This is a genomic window from Hymenobacter bucti, from assembly GCF_042681145.1.
Taxonomy (GTDB): domain Bacteria; phylum Bacteroidota; class Bacteroidia; order Cytophagales; family Hymenobacteraceae; genus Hymenobacter; species Hymenobacter bucti.
The window spans coordinates 90,940-114,571 of the sequence record NZ_JBHUFD010000002.1 but is presented as its reverse complement, the minus strand read 5'-3'; the positions used below and the strand labels follow the sequence as shown (position 1 = coordinate 114,571).

At 62.4% G+C, this 23,632-nt stretch carries 14 protein-coding genes; 8 read left to right on the top strand and 6 right to left on the bottom strand.

Translation table 11 applies throughout. The annotated features are described in order from the left end of the window. Positions 1-42: 42 nt before the first annotated feature. The 3 genes from ACFSDX_RS06450 to ACFSDX_RS06440 all read left to right on the top strand — a co-directional run bounded on the left by ACFSDX_RS06450 (position 43) and on the right by ACFSDX_RS06440 (position 5,323). Positions 43-2,517 (top strand): alpha/beta hydrolase family protein, encoded by a 2,475-nt coding sequence (locus ACFSDX_RS06450; RefSeq protein WP_382312424.1) that lies wholly within the window; start codon positions 43-45, stop codon positions 2,515-2,517. A gap of 302 nt (positions 2,518-2,819) precedes the next feature. After that, the gene (locus ACFSDX_RS06445; RefSeq protein ID WP_382312423.1) at positions 2,820-4,334 is read left to right on the top strand and encodes an OmpA family protein; all 1,515 of its coding nucleotides are present in this window, start codon (positions 2,820-2,822) and stop codon (positions 4,332-4,334) included. A 188-nt stretch (positions 4,335-4,522) separates the two neighbouring features. Next, on the top strand, positions 4,523-5,323 hold the full coding sequence (locus ACFSDX_RS06440) for a DUF5602 domain-containing protein (protein ID WP_382312422.1): 801 nt from the start codon (positions 4,523-4,525) through the stop codon (positions 5,321-5,323). A 137-nt stretch (positions 5,324-5,460) separates the two neighbouring features. Here the strand turns inward: ACFSDX_RS06440 and bglX are convergent, their stop codons facing one another. The 3 genes from bglX to ACFSDX_RS06425 all read right to left on the bottom strand — a co-directional run bounded on the left by bglX (position 5,461) and on the right by ACFSDX_RS06425 (position 11,065). Beyond that, positions 5,461-7,776 (bottom strand): beta-glucosidase BglX, encoded by a 2,316-nt coding sequence (gene bglX / locus ACFSDX_RS06435; protein ID WP_382312421.1) that lies wholly within the window; start codon positions 7,774-7,776, stop codon positions 5,461-5,463. 178 nt (positions 7,777-7,954) lie between these two features. Further along, positions 7,955-9,697 (bottom strand): family 43 glycosylhydrolase, encoded by a 1,743-nt coding sequence (locus ACFSDX_RS06430; RefSeq protein WP_382312420.1) that lies wholly within the window; start codon positions 9,695-9,697, stop codon positions 7,955-7,957. Positions 9,698-9,700: 3 nt separating this feature from the next. After that, positions 9,701-11,065, bottom strand: coding sequence for a glucoamylase family protein (locus tag ACFSDX_RS06425; protein ID WP_382312418.1), 1,365 nt, complete (start codon positions 11,063-11,065; stop codon positions 9,701-9,703). 399 nt (positions 11,066-11,464) lie between these two features. Between ACFSDX_RS06425 and ACFSDX_RS06420 the strand changes: the two genes are divergently transcribed. The 4 genes from ACFSDX_RS06420 to ACFSDX_RS06405 all read left to right on the top strand — a co-directional run bounded on the left by ACFSDX_RS06420 (position 11,465) and on the right by ACFSDX_RS06405 (position 19,274). Next, positions 11,465-14,578, top strand: a complete 3,114-nt coding sequence (locus tag ACFSDX_RS06420) for a SusC/RagA family TonB-linked outer membrane protein (RefSeq protein WP_382312417.1) — start codon at positions 11,465-11,467, stop codon at positions 14,576-14,578. A gap of 21 nt (positions 14,579-14,599) precedes the next feature. Continuing rightward, positions 14,600-16,066, top strand: coding sequence for a RagB/SusD family nutrient uptake outer membrane protein (locus tag ACFSDX_RS06415; protein WP_382312416.1), 1,467 nt, complete (start codon positions 14,600-14,602; stop codon positions 16,064-16,066). 304 nt (positions 16,067-16,370) lie between these two features. Next, a complete protein-coding gene (locus ACFSDX_RS06410) occupies positions 16,371-17,798 on the top strand; it encodes a T9SS type A sorting domain-containing protein (protein WP_382312415.1) in 1,428 nt (475 codons plus the stop codon). A 102-nt stretch (positions 17,799-17,900) separates the two neighbouring features. Next, positions 17,901-19,274, top strand: a complete 1,374-nt coding sequence (locus ACFSDX_RS06405) for a PQQ-dependent sugar dehydrogenase (protein WP_382312414.1) — start codon at positions 17,901-17,903, stop codon at positions 19,272-19,274. A 97-nt stretch (positions 19,275-19,371) separates the two neighbouring features. Here the strand turns inward: ACFSDX_RS06405 and ACFSDX_RS06400 are convergent, their stop codons facing one another. Genes ACFSDX_RS06400 through yiaK form a run of 3 tightly spaced genes read right to left on the bottom strand, consistent with a single transcriptional unit; the run spans position 19,372 to position 22,034 of the window. Continuing rightward, complete coding sequence (locus ACFSDX_RS06400) at positions 19,372-20,292, bottom strand: pirin family protein (protein WP_382312413.1); 921 nt, start codon at positions 20,290-20,292, stop codon at positions 19,372-19,374. 9 nt (positions 20,293-20,301) lie between these two features. Beyond that, positions 20,302-21,024: a DUF72 domain-containing protein gene (locus tag ACFSDX_RS06395; protein WP_382312411.1), complete on the bottom strand. Its 723-nt coding sequence runs from the start codon at positions 21,022-21,024 to the stop codon at positions 20,302-20,304. Between the two features lie 26 nt (positions 21,025-21,050). After that, positions 21,051-22,034: a 3-dehydro-L-gulonate 2-dehydrogenase gene (yiaK, locus tag ACFSDX_RS06390; protein WP_382312410.1), complete on the bottom strand. Its 984-nt coding sequence runs from the start codon at positions 22,032-22,034 to the stop codon at positions 21,051-21,053. 139 nt (positions 22,035-22,173) lie between these two features. On the opposite strand from yiaK, the gene ACFSDX_RS06385 reads away from it, so the two are divergent. After that, a complete protein-coding gene (locus ACFSDX_RS06385; RefSeq protein ID WP_382312409.1) occupies positions 22,174-23,589 on the top strand; it encodes an amidohydrolase family protein in 1,416 nt (471 codons plus the stop codon). Positions 23,590-23,632: the final 43 nt, after the last annotated feature.

The window sequence follows — 23,632 nt, the reverse complement described above, 5'->3', positions numbered from 1 at the left end:
CGGCGCGAGTGGCCGGCCACGTCCCCGGCTGTCTTTTTGTGCATGAAGCACCTCTTACCCGCGCTGGCGCTGCTAGTTGCCCCCGCCCTCGCCATGGCCCAAGAAACCCAATACCAGCAGCCGCCGGCCGCCATCCGCGACCTCTTGCTGGCGCCGCCCACGCCGCGCATCAGCCTCTCGGGCGATGGCCGCACGATGGCTATCCTGGCCGTGCAGGACTTCCCCACCATCGCCGAGCTCTCGCAGCCCGAGCTGCGGCTGGCCGGCCTGCGCCTCAACCCGCGCACCAACGGCCCCAGCCGCGTGAGCTACGCCGTGGGCATGCAGTTTAAGCAGCTGCCCGGCGGGGCCGAAAAGTCGGTGCAGGGCCTGCCCGCCCAGGCCCGCATCAGCAGCCCCAGCTGGTCGCCCGATAACCAGCACGTAGCTTTTGCCCTCACCGTGCCGGCCGCTGATGGCAGTACCGGCCACGTTGAGCTGTGGGTGGCCGACGTAGCCACCAGTTCGGCGCGCCGCCTGCTGGCCACGCCGCTCAACGATGTGTTTGGCAGCTCCTTCGAGTGGCTTTCGGATAGCCAAACGCTGCTGGCGCGCACCGTGCCCGCCGGGCGCGGCGCGGCCCCGGCCGCCGATGCCACGCCCACCGGCCCCGCCGTGCAGGAAACGGGCAGTGGCAAAAAATCGGGTGCCCGCACCTACCAGGATTTGCTGAAGAATCCCGCCGACGAGCGCCTATTTGAGTACTACGCCACTGCGCAGTTAATGAAGGTGAAGCTGGCCGACGGCTCGGCGCAGCCCCTTGGGCAGCCGGGCGTGCTGCGCTCGGCGTCGCCCTCGCCCGACGGGCGCTACGTGTTGGTGCGTACTGTGCACCGGCCGTTTTCTTACACGCTGCCCGTAAGCAGCTTCCCGCAGCGCATCGACGTGCTCGACCTGGGCACGGGCGCCGTAACCAAAGCCGTGGCCGACCTGCCGCTGGCCGACAACGTGCCCACCAATTTCGACGCGGTGCCCACCGGCCCGCGCGACCACGGCTGGCGCACCGATGCCCCGGCCACGCTCTACTACGCCGAGGCCCAAGACGGCGGCGACCCCAAAGTGAAGGCTACTGTGCGCGACAAAGTGTACCTGCTGCCCGCGCCCTTCGGCGGCCCAGCGCAGGAGCTGGCGGCCCTGCCGCTGCGCTACGCCGGCATGACCTGGGGTACCGACCACCTGGCCCTGGTAGATGGCTACCGCTGGGCCGACCGCCACGAAACCACCTGGCAGCTCGACCCCGCCGCACCCGGTCAGGCGCCAAAAGTGCTCTTTGATGGCTCGTCGCAGGACACCTACCACAACCCCGGCACGCCCTACACCCGCCGCAACGCGCAGGGCAAGCAAGTGCTGGCCCTAGGGCAGGGCGGGCAAGCCATTTACCTATTTGGCCAAGGCGCTTCGCCCGAGGGCGACCGGCCGTTTGTGAGTGAGCTGAATCTGAAAACTGAGAAAATCACCGAGCTCTGGCGCTCCGAAGCCCCGTACTACGAGGTGCCGGTGGCGCTATTCGACGCCAAAAAAGGCCAGCCCGAGCTGCTGACCCGCCGCGAGGCCATCGACCAGGTGCCTAACTACTACCTGCACGCGCTGCTGAAGAAAGACAAGCCGCTCGCCCTGACGCACTTCGCTAACCCCTACGCGGCTTTCGGCGGCAGCTTCCGCAAGCAGGTGCTGCACTACAAGCGCGCCGATGGCGTGGCCCTCACCGCCAACCTCTACCTACCCCCGAACTACAAGAAAACCGACGGCCCGCTGCCTACCCTCATGGAGGCGTATCCGGTTGAATTCAAGGACAAAGCCAACGCCGGGCAGGTGAGCGGCTCGCCCTACACCTTCACCCGCCTCAGCTGGGCCACGCCCGTGTACTGGGTCACGCAGGGCTACGCCGTGCTGCAAGGCGCCACGGTGCCTATCGTGGGCGAAGGCACCGCCGAGCCCAACGACACCTACACCGAGCAGCTGGTGAGCAGCGCCAAAGCCGCTATCGACGAAGGCCAGCGCCTAGGGGTGGTAGACCCCAACCGCGTGGCCGTGATGGGCCACAGCTACGGCGCCTTTATGACGGCTAACCTGCTGGCGCACTCTAACTTGTTTAAGGCCGGCATCGCGCGCAGCGGTGCCTACAACCGCACGCTCACGCCCTACGGCTTCCAGGGCGAGGAGCGCACGTACTGGCAGGCCAAGGGCGTGTACGATGCCATGTCGCCCTTCAATTTTGCCGATAAAATCAAGACGCCCATTCTGCTCATTCACGGCGAGGCCGACAACAACTCGGGCACCTTTCCCATCCAGAGCGAGCGCTTTTACGCCGCCCTCAAGGGCCAGGGCGCTACCGTGCGCTACGTGGTATTGCCCGCCGAATCGCACAGCTACGCCGCCCGCGAAAACCTGCTGCACATGCTCTGGGAGATGAATACCTGGCTCGATAAGTACGTGAAAGCGCCGGCCGCGCCCGGCCTCTCGGGCCGCGCTAATTAAGTTGGCCCTAGGTGGTATTTATTGGATAGGATGGGCCTAGGGACCGCATCTAAAGAAGGAAAGGACTGAAAAAACTGGAGTAGCGCCGGTTTTTTCAGTCCTTTCTTTGCTCAAAGTTGGCGTTGAAAGTCGGTAGGTAATCAAATGAATGCGATGCCTGAACGCGCCGCTTATCCTGACGGGCGATGTAATAACTCGCTGCGCGTGGTCAAAAAAGACAACCCTACGTAATGTTTTGCGCTACATAGCGTCATTCGGCCAGTGGCTGCTTACCGTCTTTTCCACCTTTTTACGCGTTTTCTATGCGAAAAATCTTTTCTCCTTCCCGAGCTTGTCTGCTAGGTGCTACGGCCGTGGCCGGTAGTTTACTGGCCCCCGCGGCCCACGCCCAGACGCCCGACAAGAAAACGGCCGTGGGCGTAAACCTCAGCATGATGCAGTACCAGGGCAACCTGGGCGGCGATTTTGGCAAGCTGCACACCCCCGTGCAGGTAGGCGTGGGCGCCCACATCACGCGGTATCTGTCGCCCACGTTTGACGTGGCCCTGCTGGGCAACTACCAGAACTACTACCACTACATCCAGGACCAAGCGCCCTACAACAGCCTCACGGCCAAAACGGGAATGTTCGACCTGGGCCTGAAGCTCAAGCTCAATAACGGTAAAATCCTCAAGGAAGACTTCTTCTTGCAGCCCTACCTGATGGGCGGCGGCGGCTTCTTCGTATCCAACGTATCGGGCAACTATGCTTATGGCAGCGACCCGTATACGCCCATCAATGGCTCGTACTTCAACAAGGTGCGTAGCCTAGAGGTATTTGGGGCGGCCGGCATCCGGTTCCGGCTCTCGCCAGCCTTGGCGCTCGATGTGCAAACGGCCCAGCATTACCCTTTTACCGAGAGCTTCGACAACCTAGGCGGCCCTAACAACAAGTTGTACGACCGCTTTCTGGTGCATTCGGTGGGCCTGACCCTGGCCCTAGGTAAGGCCAAGGATACCGACGGCGACGGCGTGCCCGACCGCAAAGACAAGTGCCCCGACACCCCGGCCGGCGTAAAAGTGGACCTAGTGGGCTGCCCCGTGGACACCGATGGCGACGGCGTGGCCGACTACCTCGACAAGTGCCCCGACGTGAAGGGCCTGGCCAACCTGCAAGGTTGCCCCGACGCTGATGGCGATGGCGTGGCCGACAACGATGATAAGTGCCCCAACACGCCCGCCGGTGTGAAAGTGGATGCCTCGGGCTGCCCGCTCGATACCGACGGCGACGGCGTATCGGATGATAAAGACAAGTGCCCCGATACCCCGGCCGGCACGAAGGTGGACGCCACGGGCTGCCCCGAGAAGAAAATCCTCAACGAGCCTACCAAGTACATCAACTTCGACTTCGACAAGGCGACGCCGCAGCCGTCTTCGACCCCGAAGCTTGACCAGATGGTGCAGGTGCTCAACGAGTACCCCGACTACTCGCTCTCCATTGCCGGCCACGCCGACAGCAAGGGCAGCGATGAGTATAACATCCGCTTGAGCTACGACCGCGCCGCTTCGGCCCGCCAGTACCTGCTCGACAAAGGCATCCCGGCCGACCGCATCGAGGCCCGCGGCTACGGCGAAGCCAAGCCCATCGCCGACAACAACACCGAAGAGGGCCGCGCCCAGAACCGCCGCGTGGATTTCGACCCCTTCCTGACCGGCGAAACCAACGCTGCCGAAGCTAAGTACGGCCCCGCACCCAGCGAACCGGCGCCGAAGCCCGCCCGCAAGCCTGCCAAGAAAAAGGTGCGCACTCGCAAAGCCACCTCGGCCAAGCGCAGATAAGCTGCCGCATAGCTAGTCCTGGAAAAGGGCCAGACCTGCTAGGTCTGGCCCTTTTTTAATTATTGCGGGCAGGTTGTAGGCACTAGTAGGGCACCGCACTGCGGAGCAGGCGATTGGTAGAAAAAAGAGGATGGTTTGTATTTTAGAAATATGTAGTATATTTAATTTACAATACTTAATCCTGCCTTATGAAAGCTCAACTTATCCAAGCAAGGCGTACCCGCCGCCCGCCCACTCTACTGGTGGCAAGCCTGGGCTTGCTCGCCGCCTGCGGCAAAGACAATAGCACGCCGCAGGCCTCCATCGATTATGGCGCGGCCGTGACTATGGGCGGGGGCAAAGCCACGGGCTACATCGCGCTCGATGCCAGTGGTAATCCTACCGAAATCGGCATTCGCCTTACCGAGGCGGCCCTCACTGGACTGCCTGCCACGCCCGTTACTGGTACCATGTACGATGTGGCGCTGCCGCCTTCGGCCGCTAAAACGCCGTTCGACCATATTTCTTTCGACTGGAACCCCCTAGGCCACGAGCCCGCCGGGGTGTATACGGTGCCGCATTTCGACGCGCACTTTTACATGCAGCCCATGAGCGTGCACCACGCCATTACGCTCGACGACCCCAAGGGCGATATTTTTCCGGCCACCACCAAGTTGCCCACCGGCTACAACACGCCGCCCAACGTGGTGCCCGGCCGCACCGTGCCCATGATGGGCCGCCACTGGACCGACCCCACCAGCCCCGAGTATCAGCCCGGCGGTAGTTTCGGCAGCACCTTTATTTATGGCACTTACGATGGGCACGTCACCTTCCTAGAGCCCATGTTTACGCAGGCCATGCTCACGAATAATGTCAGCTTTACGGCGTCCATCAAGCAGCCGCAGGTATACGAAACCAGCGGCAAGTACTACCCCACCAGCTACACCATTCGCTACGACGCGGTCCCGAAGGAGTACGTCATCTCGCTCAATGACATGGTATTGCGCTAAGAAATGCGTTGAAGCAGCGATTGCGGAAGCGGTATTTGTTTTGCTAAACGTGCTAGATGGAACCGCGACAAGCGCCACAAGAAAGGGGGCTGCAACGCCAGTTGCAACCCCCCTTTTGTAGCGGGCAGACCTAGGGCTTACTTGGTCAGCGTGAAGCTGGCTTGCTGCACATCGCGCGAGTTGCCGCCGGTCATCACCTGAAACTCGCCGGGCTCGGCTACCAGCTTCAGGTCGTCGTTGTAAAACTTGAGGTCGTTGGCGGTGAGGTGGAAGGTGAGGGGGCGGCTTTCGCCCGCTTTCAGCAATACTTTCTGGAATCCCTTGAGCTCCTGCACCGGGCGGCTGCTGCTGCCCACCACGTCGCGCAGGTAGAGCTGCACCACTTCTTCGCCGTCGCGCTGGCCAGTGTTTTTCACGGTTACGGTCACGTCTAGGCCCTGATTGGGGGCGATGCTGGCCTTGCTCACTGTGGGCTTTGAGTAGGTGAACGTGGTGTAGCTCAGGCCAAAGCCGAAGGGGTAGAGCGGGTCGTTGGGCGCGTCGAGGTAGCGCGACTTATACTTGTCGAGCGCCACGCCGGCGTAGGGGCGGCCGGTGCTTTTGTGGTTGTAGTAAATCGGTATCTGGCCCACCGACCTAGGGAAGGTCATCGTGATTTTGCCCGATGGGTTGTACACGCCAAACAGCACATCGGCCACCGCATTGCCGGCCTGGGTGCCGCCAAACCACGTTTCGAGGATGGCCGAGGCATTGTCATTTTCCCAGGGCAGCGTGAGGGGCCGGCCGTTCACGAGCACTACCACTAGCGGTTTGCCAGTGGCTTTCAGCGCCTTGAGCAGGTCGAGCTGGCGGCCGGGCAGGCCGATGTCGGCGCGGCTGGCGGCCTCGCCGGTCATGCCCTGGCTTTCGCCCACTACGGCCACTATTACCTCGGATTTCTGGGCTAGCTGCACGGCTTCGGCAATCTGCGTATCGGCCGGGCGCGGGTCGATGTCGAGCTGGCCGCCGTGCGCGTTGAGGCGCGCAATCATCTGGGCGTCCTCCGTCACGTTGGCGCCGTGGGCGTAGGCCACCCGGATGGTCGAGCCGCCCACGTTCTTGATTCCCTGCAAGATAGAAATGGCCTGCTTGCCGTCGCCGGCCCCGCTCCAGTTGCCAATCATGTCCACCGGGCGGTCGGCCAGAGGGCCGATTACGGCGATGTTGGCCGTGTTTTTCAGGGGCAACGTCTGGTTATCGTTCTTGAGCAGCACCAGGCTGCGGCGGGCAATGTCGCGGGCAGCCTGCACAAAGGCAGGCTGCATCAGCACCTGCTTGGCGCGCTCCTCGCTCACGCCCCGGTAGGGGTCCTGGAAGAGACCTAGGCGGTACTTGGCCTCTAGCACGCGGCGGCAGGCCAGGTCCACGTCGGCCTGTTTCACGGTGCCTTCCTTGATGTTCTTGGCGAGGTTATTCAGGAAAATCTCGCCCACCATGTCCATGTCAATGCCCGCGTTCAGGGCCAGCTCCGACACTTTTTTGTCGTCGCCCAGGCCGTGGGCCGACAGCTCATTAATGGCAGTGTAGTCGGTAGCCACGAAGCCCAAAAAGCCCCACTGCCGACGCAACAGGTCGGTCATCAGCCACTTATTAGCGGTGGCCGGAATGCCGTTGATGTCATTAAACGACGACATGACCGAGCCCACGCCCGCCTCGACGGCGGCTTTGTAGGGCGGCAGGTATTCGTTGTACATGCGCTGGCGGCTCATGTCGGTGGTGTTGTAGTCGCGGCCGGCCTCGGCGGCGCCGTACAGCGCAAAGTGCTTGAGGCAGGCCATCACGTTGTCGGGCCGGGTCATATCGTTGGTGGGGCCCTGGTAGCCGTGCACCATGGCCCGCGCTATTTGGGCACCTAGGTAGGGGTCTTCGCCCGCGCCCTCGGCCACGCGGCCCCAGCGCGGGTCGCGGGTGATGTCCACCATCGGCGAGTACACCCAGTTGAGGCCGTCGGCGGCTGCCTCCTGGCCCGCCATGTGGGCGCCGCGCTCGATGGCCGGCAGGTCCCAGGTGGCCGCCAGCCCCAGCGGAATCGGCAGGATGGTGCGGTGCCCGTGGATGACGTCGAAGCCCATGAGCAGCGGAATGTGCAGGCGCGTTTGCGTCACGGCCATTTCCTGGAGCTTGCGCGCCGCCACGGGCGTAAAGGTGTTGAGCACGCCGCCCACCAGGCCCTTCGCAATCTTGGCGTCCACGCCCTCGCTCACCACCGGTCCCGTCACAGTAAAGCCCACCGACACGAGGTTGAGCTGGCCGATTTTCTCCTCCGGCGTCATCTTTTGCAGCAGCGCGCTGATGAACTGCTGCATCTTGGCATCGGGTGGGGGCAGGGGCGTGTTTTGGGCGGTGGCTTGCAAGCTGGCGAGGCCTAGGGCGGCTAGCAAAGCCTTTTGATAAAGCGATTTACGGTGTTTCATGGGGTGGATAGGAGGTGGAAGTAGAGCGTTTTGTCTCAAAGATTGTGGCAAGGTGCGCTGAAAGTGCAGTAGATAGAAAGCATGTCTGCACTTCAATAGAGGCGCTTGCACCCGTCTTGCTTATCTAGTGTCCGCTTGTCAAAGCATGACGGATTATTAACAAGCACCAAAAATGCGTTTAGTCAACTTTCAGCACCGGCGTGCGGCCAGAAACGCCGTTTTCATTGAAGGCTTCGATGGTGAAATAATACGTGCGGTCTTTGTCCATGCCTTTGAAATAGTAGTCGTTGGCCCCGAGCACCATGGCGCAGCTGTAGAGCTTGTCGGGCGCTAGGCCGAGGTAAATATTGTAGCCCGTGGCCGCGTCGGTGGGCGCCCACTTCAGCCAGGCGCTGCGCTTGTCGGTGGCGGTGCGCAGCACCACAAATTCTTTGGTAAGTGGGGGCTTGGCGCCGCTGCCCAGCCCAAATACCCGCAGGCCGCTGAGGGCAAACTTGCCGGTGGGCATGTGCCGGTTTTCGAGCTTGAGGTAGCGCGTACGCAGCGGCGTTTTCAACTCGATATAATCGTGCGGCACATCGGTGCGGTTCTGGCTTTTATCAACCAAGAGCTGCCAGGTTTTGCCATCGAGCGAGTGGTAGAGCCGGTACTGGTGGTAGAGCCCCGGCTGCTTACCCAAAAAGGTAGGGTTCACGTCTTGGTCGGCATAGTTGAGCTGCAAGGCCCGCACGGTGCACACGGCCCCTAGGTCGGTTTGGAAGTACTCGCCAGGACTTCCGGTGGCGGCGCTCCAGTAGGTTTTGATGCTCTCGTCCACGGCCAAGTTGGGTGCGTAGCCGCCGAGCGTGCTCGACGCCTGCACCGGCTTATTGTAGTTCAGCAGCATCCAGCCCGTAAACTGGCTTTGCGCGTGGTCGGCCGGGCCAGTGGGCAGGTAGTGCGGATAGTCGCCCCAGGCGGTGTTGCAGTAGAGCGTGCCCGCCGCGTCGAAGCCCGCTGGCCACAGCCCTAGGCGGCGCTCGAAGTTGTTTTTTACGTTGACTACCAGCGTAGAAACGTGCCACCAGCTGCCCCACTTATCCTGAAAGGTATTGCCGTGGCCCGCGCCCCGTGCAAAGCCGCCCGGCTTCCAGGCAAACGGGTTGTGCGGCTGCGGCACGTAGGGCCCGAGCGGCCGGTCGGCCACCTCCACGCCGTCGGCGTAGCCGCTAAATTCGGTGCCCGGCGCGCCGTATTGCAAGTAATACTTGCCGGCGTGCTTGGTCATCCAGGCGCCTTCCATAAAGGGGTTGAGGAAGGTATTGTCCATGTATTCGCCAAAGCGCTGCCAGCCAAACTGGGCGTCGTTGAGCTTAAACAGCGGCGTGGGCTGACCTAGGAGCTGAAACGTCTTGCGGCTGAGCTGCACGCCGTAGAGCGGGTATGTATTCGAGCTGCCGTAGTAGAGGTAGAGCTTGCCATCGTCGTCGAGAAATAAGTCGGGGTCCCAGGCCGCCACCGGAAACGGGTCCACGGCCTTCTCCCACTTATTGGCCCGGGGGTCGGTGCTGCGCCAGAGCGCAAAATTGGCCTGGGCGCTGGAGCCAATAACGAGCAGCGTATCGCCCACCGCCCGCACGGCCGGCGCGCACAGGTCGTCGAGCACCGTGTTTTCGGGCTTCAGAAATGAGCGCTTAATAAAGTGCCAGCTCGCCAGGTCGGGGCTCCACCAGTAGCCTTTCTGGTTGGTCGAAAACAGGTAATACGTGCCCTTAAATAGGGTAATGACCGGGTCGGCGGTGGCGCGGTGCCGCCCAGCCGTCGAAAACCGCTCGAAGGGCGTGTAGCCGTAGTCGAGGTTCAGCGGGTTGCAGTAAGTAGGGCGGGGGCGAGGCTGCGCGAGGGCCAGCGTGGGCAAAAGCAGCAAAAAAAGCGAGCGCATGGACTACTTCAAATGCGGGCTAGTAAAACCCAGCTTTTTCAGCCCGCGCTGGGCCTCGGGGCTGCTCATAAACAGCTTCCAGAGCAAGCCTGAGCGCTGGTTTTCTATCATCGCCACGATGGGCCCCTGGTCGATGGCCAGGTACGACTTGGCGTACCAGTCGTGCTGCTCGCTGAAGCCATCCACGAAGCCGTACTCGCCCCAGATCTTGTCGCCTAAGTCGTTGTAGAAGTGCTTCATGGCCAGCAGCGACTCGGCGGGCGCGTAGGGGTAGGCGGCGAGCGCGGCGGTGGGCGAAATCACGCCCAGGTCCTCGCTGGGCGAGTGGGCAGCGTAGCCCTGCCAACTGTCGCTGGCGGTGAGGCCCCAGCAATTGGGACCGTAGCCTTTTTGCTGCTTGGGATTGGCCACGCAGTAGTTGTGGTTGATGCGCGTATGCGCCTGGTTTTGTTGCCAGTAGTCGGCGTACTGGTCCTTGAGCCCGTGCGGGTCGAGGCCCATAAACGAGTAGTGCGTGAAGAACAGCGGCCCGCCTAGGTTCGGACCTAGGGGCAGCACCGTGTTGTAGTAGGTCTTGCCGTTTTTGTACTCCGGGCCGGTGGCCCAGCCCTGGTCGTACACCGCCTTTTCGATGCCGTATCTGGGCGAGCCGGCGGCCAGCACGTAGGTGATGAGGCACTCGTTCCAGCCGTGAATCTGGTGGTTCATGCTCCAGCCGTTGTTGGGGCTCCAGTGCCAATAGAGCACGTTTTGGCCCTGCGTAAACCAGTTCCACTCCACGCCCTCCCACAGCCAGAGCGTCCGGTTGCGCACATTCTGCTCGTCGGGCGTGTCCTTGGTAAAGTACTGGCGGGCGCAGAGCAAGCCTTCGTAGAGGAAAGACGTTTCCACAATGTCGGCCCCGTCGTCCTTGATGCCGAAGCGGATGGTGTGGCCCGTTTCGCCATTCAGCCAGTGCGGGAAGGCGCCGTGATACATGTCGGCCTTCCACAAGAAGTTGACAATCTTGCTGATGCGCGCTGCCGCCTGCGCCCGGGTTATCCACCCGCGCTCGGCCGCCACGATGATAGCCATGATGCCGAAGCCCGTGCCGCCGGTTGTCACCACCTCGTTGCCGTAGTCGTAGGCCACGTTGCTGCGCTCGCGGGCCATGCCCGATACGGGGTGCCCAAAGTCCCAGAAGTAGCGGAAGGTCTGGCGCTGGACCTGGTCGAGCAGCTGCTCGTCGGAGAGGTTGCGCGGGCGTTGGCGCGGGTCAAATTTGGCGAGCGCGGGCTTGGCGGGCGGGGCCGGGCGCCTGGTGGGCTGCGCGGCCAGCAGCGAGGCCGAAAGGATGCAGCTACTGAGGAGTGAGAGGGCGAGCTTCATAAGGTGGGAAAGAAGAGATGGTGCAGCGAAGGTAATTTTATTTATTTTATCATCGGCTTGCTATACTACAATTCAGTCTGGATATTATTTAATGTGAGGCACTTATATCGGAATCGATTGCGATAGCGTACAATCATCTAGCAGTCAGTAAAGTATAATATAGAGGCAGTTCTCTTCAAGTGGTATTAATTTAGCACGGCAAAACAGCACAATAGCTGGTCCTGATTTTTGCAAACGTTTGCATAATAAAAGTCTTGTGCAGTAGCTAGTTGTGTGCATTATGCTTTTGCTTTTTTGCCCGCTTTTGCGGGCCGGCCTTTGCGCTGAGCCGGACTGTTGGTAAGTGGCCCGGCCCACGCAGATTTCACGCTTTCCTCTTCAACCCACCCTTTCTCACTTATGAAAATTCTACTCTCGCGGGGACAGTACAAGGCGCCGGCCACGCTGGCGGCCCTAGGTCTGGCGCTGGGGCTGTGGCCCGGTGCGGCCACTCCGGGCCAGGCAGCGGCGCTGCGTTGGCAGCAGGCGCCCGCCCAAACGGGCACGCCCATCACGGGCCGCGTGCTCGACGAAAAAGGCGAGGCCCTGCCCGGCGCCAACGTGGTGATAAAGGGCACGGCCGTAGGCACGGCCACCAACATCGACGGCCAATACTCCCTCAACGCGCCGGCCGGCTCGACGCTGGTGTTCTCGTTTGTGGGCTATCCGGCCCAGGAAATCACCCTGAACGGCCGCACGAGCATTGATGTAAAATTCGCGGCGCCGCAGTCGCAGAGCCTCAACGACGTGGTGGTAGTCGGCTACGGCACCCAAAGCAAGCGCGAAGTGACCGGCGCCATTGCCTCGGTGAAAGGGGAGGAGCTGGTAAACCAGGCTTCGCAAAACCCGGTGAGCTCGCTGCAAGGCCGCGTCTCGGGTGTGCAGATTACCAACTCGGGCCAGCCGGGCGCCTCGCCCCAGATTCGCATTCGCGGCGTGGGCTCGCTGGTGGGCGTGAATCCGCTGTACGTAGTCGATGGCACGATGCTGCCGCAGGGCGCCGACCTCAGCTTCCTGAACCAGAACGACATCGCCTCGATTGAGGTGCTCAAGGATGCGGCCAGCGCCAGCATCTACGGCGTGCAGGCGGCCAACGGCGTGGTGCTCGTGACTACCAAGCGCGGCAGCGCGGGCGGCACCCACGTCAACTACAACGGCTACGGCGGTGTGCAAACGGCCACCAACACCGTGAAAATGGCCAACGCCGCCGAGTACGCCACGCTCTACAACGAGAAGAATGGCCTGACCGGCAGCGCAGCCCTACCCACCAACCTACCCTCGACCGACTGGTTCAAGGAGGTGACGCGGGTGGCCGCCACCCAAAACCACCAGCTGAGCCTGAGCGGCGGCAGCGACAAGGTATCGTACACGCTCAGCGGCTCGTACTTTAAGCAAAATGGTCTGGTGCAGGGCAATGATTACGAGCGGATTACGGCGCGTCTGCAAACTGATTTCAACATCACTGACCACATCAAGGCGGGTTACTCGGTGGCCTTCACCAGCGCGAATGCGCACGACACGCCGGGCCTGGCGTCGAGCATTTATCCGAACTACAGCAACGGCGGCAACATTTTTTATAACGCCTACGTGGCGCCGCCGGTGCTTCAGCCCTTTCTGGCCAGCGGGCGCTACGGCGACCCTAACCTCATCGGCGCGGGCCTGGGCACTTTTTCCAACCCTAGGGGCCAGCTCGACTACTTCGTGCAGCGCTCACAGGGCCAGACGCTGGTCAGCAACGCGTTTGTGTCCGTCAATTTTGCCAAGTACTTCACGGCCCGCACCAGCCTAGGGGTCAACTACACCACCGGCCGGTTTTACAACTACCAAAAGGCCGACTCGCTAACGACGGTGCAGGTATACCGCGGCAACGTACTCACCAAGGGCGAAACGTACTTCAGCCAGCCGCAGTGGGAAAACACGCTGACCTACGACCGCTCATTCGGCACCGACCACCACCTCACGGCCCTAATCGGTACGACGGCCTTCCGCTACCGCAGCGAGCAGCAAATCGGCTCCATCAACGGCGTGCAGGCTACGGGCGCTGATAGCTACTACTTTAACCTAGGGACCGTAGGCACGGCGAATCTGGCCACTAACCCCGCCGACCTAAACACCTTGTTCTCGCTGTTTGCGCGCGTTAACTACGCCTACAAGCAGCGCTACTTGCTCACGGCCAGCTTCCGCCGCGACGGGAGCAGCAAGTATTCCGACCGCTACGGCAACTTCCCTTCGGTGGGTCTGGGTTGGGTAATCTCCGACGAGGACTTCCTGAAAGACGGTACAGTCTTCAATTTTTTGAAGCTGCGGGCTAGCTACGGTATCCTAGGTAACAACCAGGTTAACAATAACCTGTCGGTGCTGCGGGCGTCTTACCTACCTGGCTACACCGCCTTCTTCGGTACGCCTTCTAATATCCCCAACACCGGCGCTAGCATCGATACCCAGGTGCCGCCTTCGTTGCGCTGGGAAAACGTGCGTGAGGCCGACGCCGGTCTGGAAATGCGCTTCTTCAACAACCGCCTCTCGGCCGAGCTCGACTACTACAACCGCCGCACCGTCGATGCCGTGTTCCCGGTGCCCGTTATCAGCTCGTCGGGCTTTGCCAACGCCAGCGGCTTCTACGCCAACAACGCCAGCTTTCAAAACCAGGGCGTAGAAATAGCTCTGCGCTGGGATTCGCAAGCCGCCGGCGACTTCTCGTATAACATTGGCCTGACGGGCGCTTACAACCAGAACAAAACCCTGAGCACCGCCAGCGGCGCCCCGCTCTTTGCCGGCAACCTGCCGGTGGCCGGCTACCAGGCCACCCAAACCCGCATCGGCGACCCCATCGGCGCGTTTTACGGCTACCAGGTGGCTGGCGTGTTCCAGACCGCCCAGGAAATCACGGGCTCGGCCCAGCCCGGCGCCGCGGCTGGCGACCTGCGCTACGTGGACCAAAACGGCGACGGCAACATCGACCAGCAGGACTATGTGCGCCTAGGCAACCCCAACCCGCGCTTTACCTACGGCTTGAACACGTCCTTCCGCTACAAATTTATCGACTTGCAGGTTGATATTCAGGGGGTAGGTGGCGTGGAGCTGCTGAATGGCCTGCGCGAAGTGCGCTACGGCAACGAGAACTACACCAAGGATTTTTACGACAACCGCTGGCGCGGCGCGGGCACGTCTACTACCACGCCTTCGGCCAACCTCACGGGCCGTAACCTCGATGTGAGCTCGTACTACGTCGAGAAAGGCGACTACATCCGCCTGCGCAATGTGCAGATTGGCTTCAATATCCCCAAAGAAGTAGCTAATAATCTGAAATTGCAGACTTTACGTATCTATGCCAACGCCCAGAACCCGCTCACGCTGACCAAGTACAAGGGTTTCTCGCCCGAAGTAGGTGGCACGCCCACTTCCGCGGGCATCGACCTGAACGTGTACCCGCTCATCGCCACGTACAACCTAGGGGTAAATATTGGTTTCTAAGCTATTAGCGCACTCCCACCCATGAAAAAAAATCTGTTTATACCCCGCCGTTTTTGGCGCACGGGCACGGTAGCCGCAGCGCTGGCCGTGGGCCTCACCTCGTCGTGCGGCAAGTTTCTGGATGTGGCGCCCCAGGGCCAGCCCACCAGCCAGCAGTTTTTCCAAACTCAGGCCGACGCCACGGCCGCCGTGAACGCGCCTTACGGCAAGCTGCGCGAGTGGAACCTGACGGCCTTCAACTGGCTAGCCATCACCACGCTGACTTCGGACGATGCTGAAAAAGGCAGCGTCACTGGCGATGCCGAGTTCCTCAATGAGTTCACCTTCTTCCGCCTCACACCCACCTCGGGGCCGGTGGGAGGGTACTGGGATGGTCAGTACCAGCAGATTAACCTCTGCAACCAGGTCATTCAGAACGTGCCGGGCGTGAATATGGACGCCACCCTGCGCGGCCGCTACGTGGGCGAGGCGCAGTTTCTGCGGGCGCTGGCCTACTTCAACCTGGTGCGGGCCTACGGCGGCGTGCCGCTGCTGCTGAAAGTAGCCGAAACCGCCGATGAGCTGAACCCCAGCCGCGCCACCCGCGACGAGGTGTACACCGCTATCGTGAGCGATGCTACGGCCGCCGCCGCGGTGCTGCCCACCGCCTACGGCGCCTCCGACGTGGGCCGCGCCACGAAAGGGGCGGCGTTATCGCTGCTGGCCAAGGCCCAGCTCTACCAGAAAAACTACGCGGCTTCGCTGGCCGCTTCCGACCAGGTGCTGGCCCTAGGGTACTCGCTGGCCGCTAATTTCTACGACATGTTCCGCATCCGGGGCGAGAACAACAGCGAGTCGATTTTTGAGGTGCAGTGCACCACGCTGGCTGGCAACTGCGACGCCTCCAACTCGCAGTGGGCCGAGTGCCAGATGGTGCGCCCGCAGTTTGGCTGGGGCTTTTTTAACCCCACGGCCGACCTCGCCAACGCTTTCGAGCCCGGCGACCAGCGCCGCCTAGGTACCATTCTGGAGCGCGGCACCACCACGCCCGACGGCGACGTAATTGCGGCAAACTCGTCGAACCCGCGCTACAATATGAAGGCCTACGTGCCCAACTCGGCGCCCAAAACCTGCGGCTACGGCCGCGACCAGAATATCCGGGTGCTGCGCTTTGGCGAGGTACTGCTGCTCAACGCCGAAGCCGCCAACGAGCTGGGCCAGACGGCCAAAGCCCTGGCCGCGGTGAACCGCGTGCGCACTCGCGCCGGCCTAGGTGCATTGCCGAGCAGCCTCTCGCAGGCCGACCTGCGCCAAGCCATCTGGAAAGAGCGCCGCGTAGAGCTGGCCCTGGAATACGGCGACCGGTTCTTTGACCTGGTGCGCCAGGGCCGCGCCGCTACCGTGCTGGCCAGCAAGGGCTTCGTGGCTAATAAGAACGAATTGATGCCGCTGCCACTGAATCAGATTACGCTCAGCGGCGGCAAGCTCACGCAAAACCCTGGCTACTAGCTTAGCGTTTGACAAAGCAGCGTTTAGAGCGGCCCGTGCTAGTAGCGCGGGTCGCTTTTTTCGTTATAGCAACTCATTGCTGCGCTTGCCTGGGGCCCCGGTTGAAATAATTAGCCTACCTAGGCGTTGCTAGCTTCCTGCCTTCCTGTGGTGGTAGCCGCCGCTGCCTGCTTTTCGTTACTGGCCTATGCAAAAAATTGTCTGTCTCTGGGTTTGTTTGCTTGGCTGGGCGTGGTCGGCTCACGGCCAAAGTGCGGCGCTTGCTTGTGGCAATGGCCGCTACGCAAACGACCTTTTTACCGACGTGAAAACTACGCCCGACGTGGTTTTTGGTTATAATACCGTTCGCAATTACGCTGCTGGTAGTGAAGGCCCTGCAATGGCGTTGCGCCTCGATGTATATGAGCCACAGGGCGATGTAGCCCAGCAGCGGCCGCTGCTACTCTTTGCTTTCGGCGGTGCCTTTTTGAGTGGTGCCCGCACCGATGCCGAAGTAGTAAGCATTTGCCAGAGCTTTGCCCGCAAGGGCTACGTGGCGGCCGCCATCGACTATCGCCTGCTGAATACATCTTTTCCCAACCTGGCCGCCGTAGCTGCTAACCAGGCCAACCTAGTGGATGAGATAATTCGGGCCGCGGCCGACATGAAAGCCGCCGTGCGCTATTTCAAGCACGACGCTGCCACGACCAATACCTACCATATTGACCCGACGCATATTTTCTTGGGCGGCTACTCGGCGGGCGCGATTACGGCGCTGCAAGTTGCTTATACGGAAAGCGTTAATGATAATCCTATAACGACTACAGCCTACAACGCCAACGGAGGGCTGGAAGGTAACACAGACCTGCAATCTCCCGATAACTTACTGCCGGCCTACAACGCCTCGGGTATCGCGGGCGTGCTCAACATTGCTGGCGGGGTAAATAGCCTGAGCATTGTGAACGCGGGTAACCCGCCGCTCTACAGCGCCCAGGGCACCGCCGATACTACGGTGCCCTACGACCGTGGCACCATTCAGGGTACGCAGTTTACCATCTACGGCAGCGGCCAGCTGCAGCCGCAGGCCACTACGGAGGGCATTGTAAACCAACTGCATCCCGTGCCAGGTGGCAACCACAGCAGCCCGGTTACGGAGCCCACGCTCAGCCAAATCATTGGGGAGGCCGCCGCGTTTTTCCAGCCGCTCATCTGCGCGGCGCCGCTGCCCGTCACGCTCACCAGCTTTAGCGGGCGCGTGGCCCCCGACGACTGCACGGCCACCCTAGGGTGGCAAACGGCCACCGAGCGCAACAGCTACGCCTACGAGGTGCAGGGCTCGGCCGATGGGCAGGCATTTGCGCCCCTGGGCACGGTGCCCAGCCGCAACCGGGCGGCGGGCGCCAGCTACTCGTTTCGGGTGGGCCGGCTGGCCGAGCTGCACTACTTCCGGCTGCGCATGCTCGACACCGACGGCACGGCGGCCTACAGCCCGGTTGTGACGCTGGCGGGCTGCGGCGCCGGCCCGCTGCTGGTGGCGCCCACCCCCACCCGCGACCTAGCCACGGTGAGCGGCTTGCCGGCCGGGCGCTGCCTAGGGGTGCTCTACAGCGCCACGGGGCAAATAGTGGCGCAGGCCAGCGGCACCACCACCATCAGCCTGCGCCTGGGCAGCCTGCCGCCGGGCATCTACCTTCTCAAAGTGCAAAGCGAAGGTGGCGCCGCCGTGGGTACGGCCAAGGTGGTAAAAGAATGAGTAATAATGCGTCGGCTACGTAACCAATACGGCGCAGGCCAGTAAACAGCGCAACTCTTATCGGCAGTTTTTCAGCTGTTCCCCATTAACGTCGCGCTTACTATGACTCCTAAATATGCTCATTTGCTGCCGGCCCTCGGCCTGCTTGCCGCGTGCAGCAGCGGCCCCAGCAAAGAAGAAAAGCAGCAAGCCCAGGCCGATAACCCAGCTCAGACCATCACGACGCCCAAAGCTGAGTCGGTGCACCTGCCGGCGCCCTACGCCAGCAAATCGGCTACCAAGCGCGTGGATGTCATTGACTGGCCAGCGGGCCAAACGCCCACCGCGCCGGCGGGCTTCACGGTTACCGAGTTTGCGGGTGGGCTGCAAAGCCCGCGCTGGGCCTACGTGGCGCCCAACGGCGACGTGTTTGTGTCGGAAGCCGCGACGCTGCCCAAGGGCGCTAAAAAGCAGGTGACCGCCACGCTGAATCTCGACAAGTCGCGCTCATTGCAGCGCACCAGCGCCAACCGCGTCACGCTCTTCCGCGATACCAACGGCGACGGCAAGCCCGACCTGCGCTCCGTGTTCCTGACCGGCCTCGACCAGCCGTTTGGCATGCTGGTGCTGGGCAACGCGTTTTACGTGGCCAACACCAATGGCGTGCTGAAGTACCCCTACCAGCCGGGCCAAACCAAGATGACGGCCACCGGCCAGAAAATCCTGAACCTGCCCGAGGGCGGCTACAACAACCACTGGACCCGCAATCTGCTGGCCAGCAAAGACGGTAAGAAAATATTCGTAACCGTGGGCTCGGGCTCCAACGTGATGGAGAACGGGGCGGAAAACGAGAAGCGCCGCGCCAACATCCTCGAAATCAATCCCGACGGCTCGGGCGAGAAAATCTTCGCCAGCGGCCTGCGCAACCCCATTGGCCTGGCCTACTATCCCGGTACCAGCACGCTCTGGGCCGCCGTGAATGAGCGCGACGAGCTAGGCGACGAGCTGGTGCCTGACTACATCACGAGCGTAAAGGAAGGCGGTTTCTACGGCTGGCCCTACTCGTACTACGGCCAGAACGAAGACCCCCGCCGCAAAGGCGAGCGCCCTGACCTGGTGCAAAAAGCTTTGGTGCCTGACGTGCCTATGGGCCCGCATGTGGCCGCCCTAGGTCTCACTTTTTACGATAAAAAAGCCTTCCCCGCCAAGTACCAGAACGGCGCTTTCGTGGGCGAGCATGGTTCCTGGAACCGCGCGCAATACTCAGGCTATCAGGTGGCGTTTGTGCCCTTCCAGGATGGCAAACCCGCCGGTAAGCCCGAGCCTTTCCTAACCGGCTTCCTGGTCGGCGGCGACTCGGATAAAGCGCACGGCCGCCCCGTGGGTGTGGTTACCATGCCCGACGGCGCCCTGCTCGTAACTGACGACGCCGGCAACAAAGTGTGGCGCGTGAGCGCAACGCCAGCCGCTGGTGGCGGAAGTAAGACGAGCCGCTAGGTAACATAGCCTCTGATAAGTAAAAGGTCCTTTGCACATGTGCAAAGGACCTTTTGTGGTGAAATAGGGATGATTAACAACAGGCGCCGGCGTGGCGTTAAGAAAGCGCCTGCGGCGGCGGCGAGCCTGAGCCCGCGGGGCGGGTGCGGTCGTTGGGCAGGGGCACAAACTCGTGGTTGTCGTTGGGCGGGAGGAGGATGCGACCGGCTTGCCAGTCGGCTTTGGCCTGCTCGATGCGCTCGCGGCGCGACGATACGAAGTTCCACCAGATGAAACGCTCACCTAGGGGCTCGCCGCCCAGCAGCATGAGCGTGCTAGGCTCGCGCGCCACCAGTACCGGGTCGAGGCCCGGCGTGAAGACCAGCAGCTGGCCGGGCGTGTACACGCGGCCGCCCACTTCTACGCCGCCTTTGGCCACGTAGGCACCGCGCTCGGGGTAGCCGCGGGGCAGCCCAAAACGGGCGCCCGCTTGCAGCACCACGTGCATGTAAAAGAGCGGCGAGTGCGTCTCGACCTCGTTTTTAAGGCCGAAAGCGTCACCGGCAATCAGCCGCATCCACACGCCGGTATCGGTGAAGATGGGCAGCTCGGTGGGCTGGTAATTGCGGAAAGCGGGCGCCTGTTCCTCATCGGCCTCGGGCAGTGCCACCCAGGTTTGTATCATTTCGAGGGCGCCGCTGGCCAGCGCGGCCGGGTCTTCGAAGCGCTCGGAGTGGGCGATGCCGCGGCCGGCGGTCATCCAATTCACCTCGCCCGGCCGGATGATTTGCTCAACGCCTAGGCTGTCGCGGTGCGTGACCTGGCCGCCAAACAGGTAGCTCACCGTGCTTAGCCCGATGTGCGGGTGCGGCAGCACGTCGAGGTTTGCTAGCTGTTCCGGCGCCACCTCCACCGGCCCGGCGTGGTCCATAAAAATGAACGGGCCCAGCATCCGCCGCAGGCGGTAGGGGAGGATGCGCTTTACGGCAAAGCCGGGCGCGAGGGCGGCCGGGCGGGCGTCAATAATGAGGTCGAGCATGCGTCTAAGCTACAGCAGGGCGCGCATTTCTTGCGCGTTGCCGATAGCCGAGCCGCCGATGTCGTTGTTGAAATACAAATACGCCTGCTCGACGCCGGGCGCGGCGGCTACTTCGGCCGCGTAGCGCCCTAGGTCCTCACTGGCGTAGGGCGAGGCGTAGAGGTCGGGCACGCCGTGGAAGCGGTAGTAGAGCGTGGGCGCGGTGGCCACTACGGCATCGGGCAGCAGCGGGTGGCTCTGGCCGCAAAAGGCCACACCGCGCTGGCGCAGGGCGGCGTACACTTCCTCGCGCCACCAGCTGGGGTGGCGAAACTCCAGCACGTTTACAAAACTCAAGTCGAGGCAATCGAGGATGCGCGTGAGGCGGTCGGGCTCGTAGGCCAACCTAGGCGGAAGCTGAAAGAGCACGGGGCCCAGCTTTTCGAGCAGGCCCCGGCCGGTGGTGTCGTAGAAGTCGCCGAGCAGCTGACCTACGCCGTGGAACTGCTTGTAGTGCGTGATGAGCTGGGGCGCTTTTACCGCAAACTGAAAATCGGCGGGCGCCTGGGCGTACCAGTTTTCGAGCGCGGAAAGCTGCGGAAAGCGGTAGAACGTGACGTTCAGTTCCAGGGTGTGGAAGTGCTGGCTGTAGTACTCAAACCAGCGCCGCATGGGCAGCTTTTCGGGGTAGAACACGCCGCGCCAGTGCCGGTAGTGGTAGCCCGAGCAGCCAACGTGAGAAGCAATTGCCATCTGATTTTATGTTAGTTGGGAGCTTATCACATGGCTAATACTTGCTGCCAAATGGCCTCCTCGACGGGGATACCCTCGGCTAGGTTGGCGCGGCGGGTGGCCAGCGACTGCTCGCCGGGATAGAAAATGCCGGTGCTGTCGGGGCCGAGCGGGCTGCTCTTAGTGAAGCTTAGAATTTCTTCGATAACCGCCTCGTGCATAGCCGGCTGCCTGATGCAAATGAAACATTGCGACACGCCCGACTCCTGGCCGCCTTCGGTAATATCGGCTGTGGAGCGCCCGCCGCTCAGGGCGGTGAGCACTATATCGAGCATCAGGGCCAGCCCCGAGCCTTTCCAGAAGCCGATGGGTAGGCCGCGCTTGGTGTCCAGCACGGCGGCGGGATCGGTGGTGAGGTGGCCGGCCTGGTCGTAGCCGCCGGGGTGGGGCAGGGGCTCGTGCCGGGTGGCGTAGGTGCTCATCTTGCCAAACGAAAACTGCGAAATGGCCATGTCGAGCACCAGGTGCCCGGCCGGGCGCGGCACCGCCAGCACCAGCGGGTTGTTGCCGAGGCGCGGGTCAGTGCCGCCCCAGGGCGTCACGATGGCCGTGGTGTTGGTGAAGCACAGGCCGATGCAGCCCGCTTCAGCGGCTTGCCAGCCGTAGCTGCCGCCACGCATCCAATGGTTGGTGTTGCGCAGCGCCACGCAACCGATGCCGTGCTGCTGGGCTAGCTCGATGGCGCGGGCCATGCAGGCGGTGGCGTTGGTGGGGCCGGGCCCTAGGTGGCCATCCCAGCGCTCGACGAGGCCGTTGGTTTCGACTAGCGTGGGCTCGGCGGCGGGGTGCACCAGGCCAGTTTGCACGTGGCCCACGAAGGTGGGGAAGCGGTTGAGGCCGTGCGTGTACACGCCATCGCGGCTATTATCGGCAAAGAGCGTAGCGCACTGCTCGGCTTTGGCTTCGGGGAAAGCCAGCGTCAGGAGCACGCGCTTAAATTCTTGCTGCAACTCGGAGTAGGAAACGCGCATACGGTGTCTACGCAAAACCGCTATGGGCGATGGCTGCTGGCTTTTAGCAAGATATATTTGGCCGCGACCTGCCCCTGGGGCGCCCCTTCCCCACGTTGACCTGCCCGCTATGCCAAGCAAACTTATCCTCCGCCGTTGTTTGCCCGCGCTGCTGGGTTTCCTGGCGATGGCTCCCGCGGCCGGCCAGGCCATTGCGCCGCCCTTCACGCCGCAGGTCAAGGAATATATTAAGGTGAGCGCGCCGGTAGTGGCCCTCACCGATGCCAAAGTCATCGATGGTACCGGCCGCCCGGCGCTGCTGCACCAAACCGTGCTGCTGCGCGACGGCCGCATCGAGCAGGTGGGACCTAGTAAAAAAGTGAAGGTGCCGGCCGGCGCCGAGGTTATTAATTGCGCCGGCAAAACGCTGATTCCGGGGCTGGTGATGCTGCACGAGCACCTCTACTACACCATGCCGGCGGGCGGGTTGTTCAACATCGCCCAGATGCCGTACTCGTTTCCTAGGCTCTACTTGGCGGGTGGGGCCACTACCATCCGCACGGCCGGCAGCATCGAGCCGCAGACCGATTTGGCCATTCAGCGCCTCATCGGCGAGGGCAAGTTCATCGGGCCCGATATGGACGTGACCGCGCCTTACATGGAGGAGCCCGGCATGGATATTCCGGCCCTGAACACCATCAAAGGCCCCGCCGATGCGGCGGCCTCGACCAAGTTTTGGGCCGACCGGGGCTGCACCTCGTTCAAGATGTACATGCACGCCACCCGCGCCGACCTCGCCGCCGTGGTGCAGGAAGCGCACGCCCGCCACCTCAAAGTCACCGGCCACCTCTGCGCCATCACCTACCGCGAGGCCGCCGAAGCCGGCATCGACAACCTGGAGCACGGCTTTATGGCCAGCTCCGATTTCGTGGCCGGCAAGGCCGCCGATGCCTGCGACTACCCCGCCGCCCGCCAGGCCTTGCAGCGCCTGCCCCTAGGTAGCCCCGCCATGGCCGACCTCATCAAGCTCTTGATTAGCAAGAACGTGGCGCTCACCTCCACGCTGCCCGTGTTCGAGCCCTACACCGGCCGCGAAGTGGTCCTAGGGGGCGGCCTTGAGGCGCTGATGCCGCAGCTGCAAGAGCGCGAAACAGCCACCTGGCAGAGCAATCAGGGCAAGGACTCGGCCAGCGTGGCGCTCTTCAAAAAGGAGCAATCCTGGGAAAAGCAGTTCTACGACGCGGGCGGCCTGCTCGTGGCCGGCACCGACCCCACCGGCGCGGGCCGCACCATCGCGGGCTACGCCAACCGCCGCGAAATCGAGTTGCTAGAAGGCGGCTTCACGCCGGTGCAAGCCATCAAAATCTGTACCCTCAACGGCGCCAAGTACCTCGGGCGCGACCGCGACATCGGCACCATCGAGCCCGGCAAGCAAGCCGACCTAATACTGATAAACGGCGACCCCGAAAGGGATATCAGCCGGCTGCGCCAGATGGAAATCGTGTTCAAGCATGGCGTAGGCTTCGATTCGCCCAAGCTGTTTGAGTCGATGAAGGGTAAGGTCGGGCTGAACTGACCACGGTGTAACCTGGGCTCTGCGAGTCCGAGCGCTCGCGCAG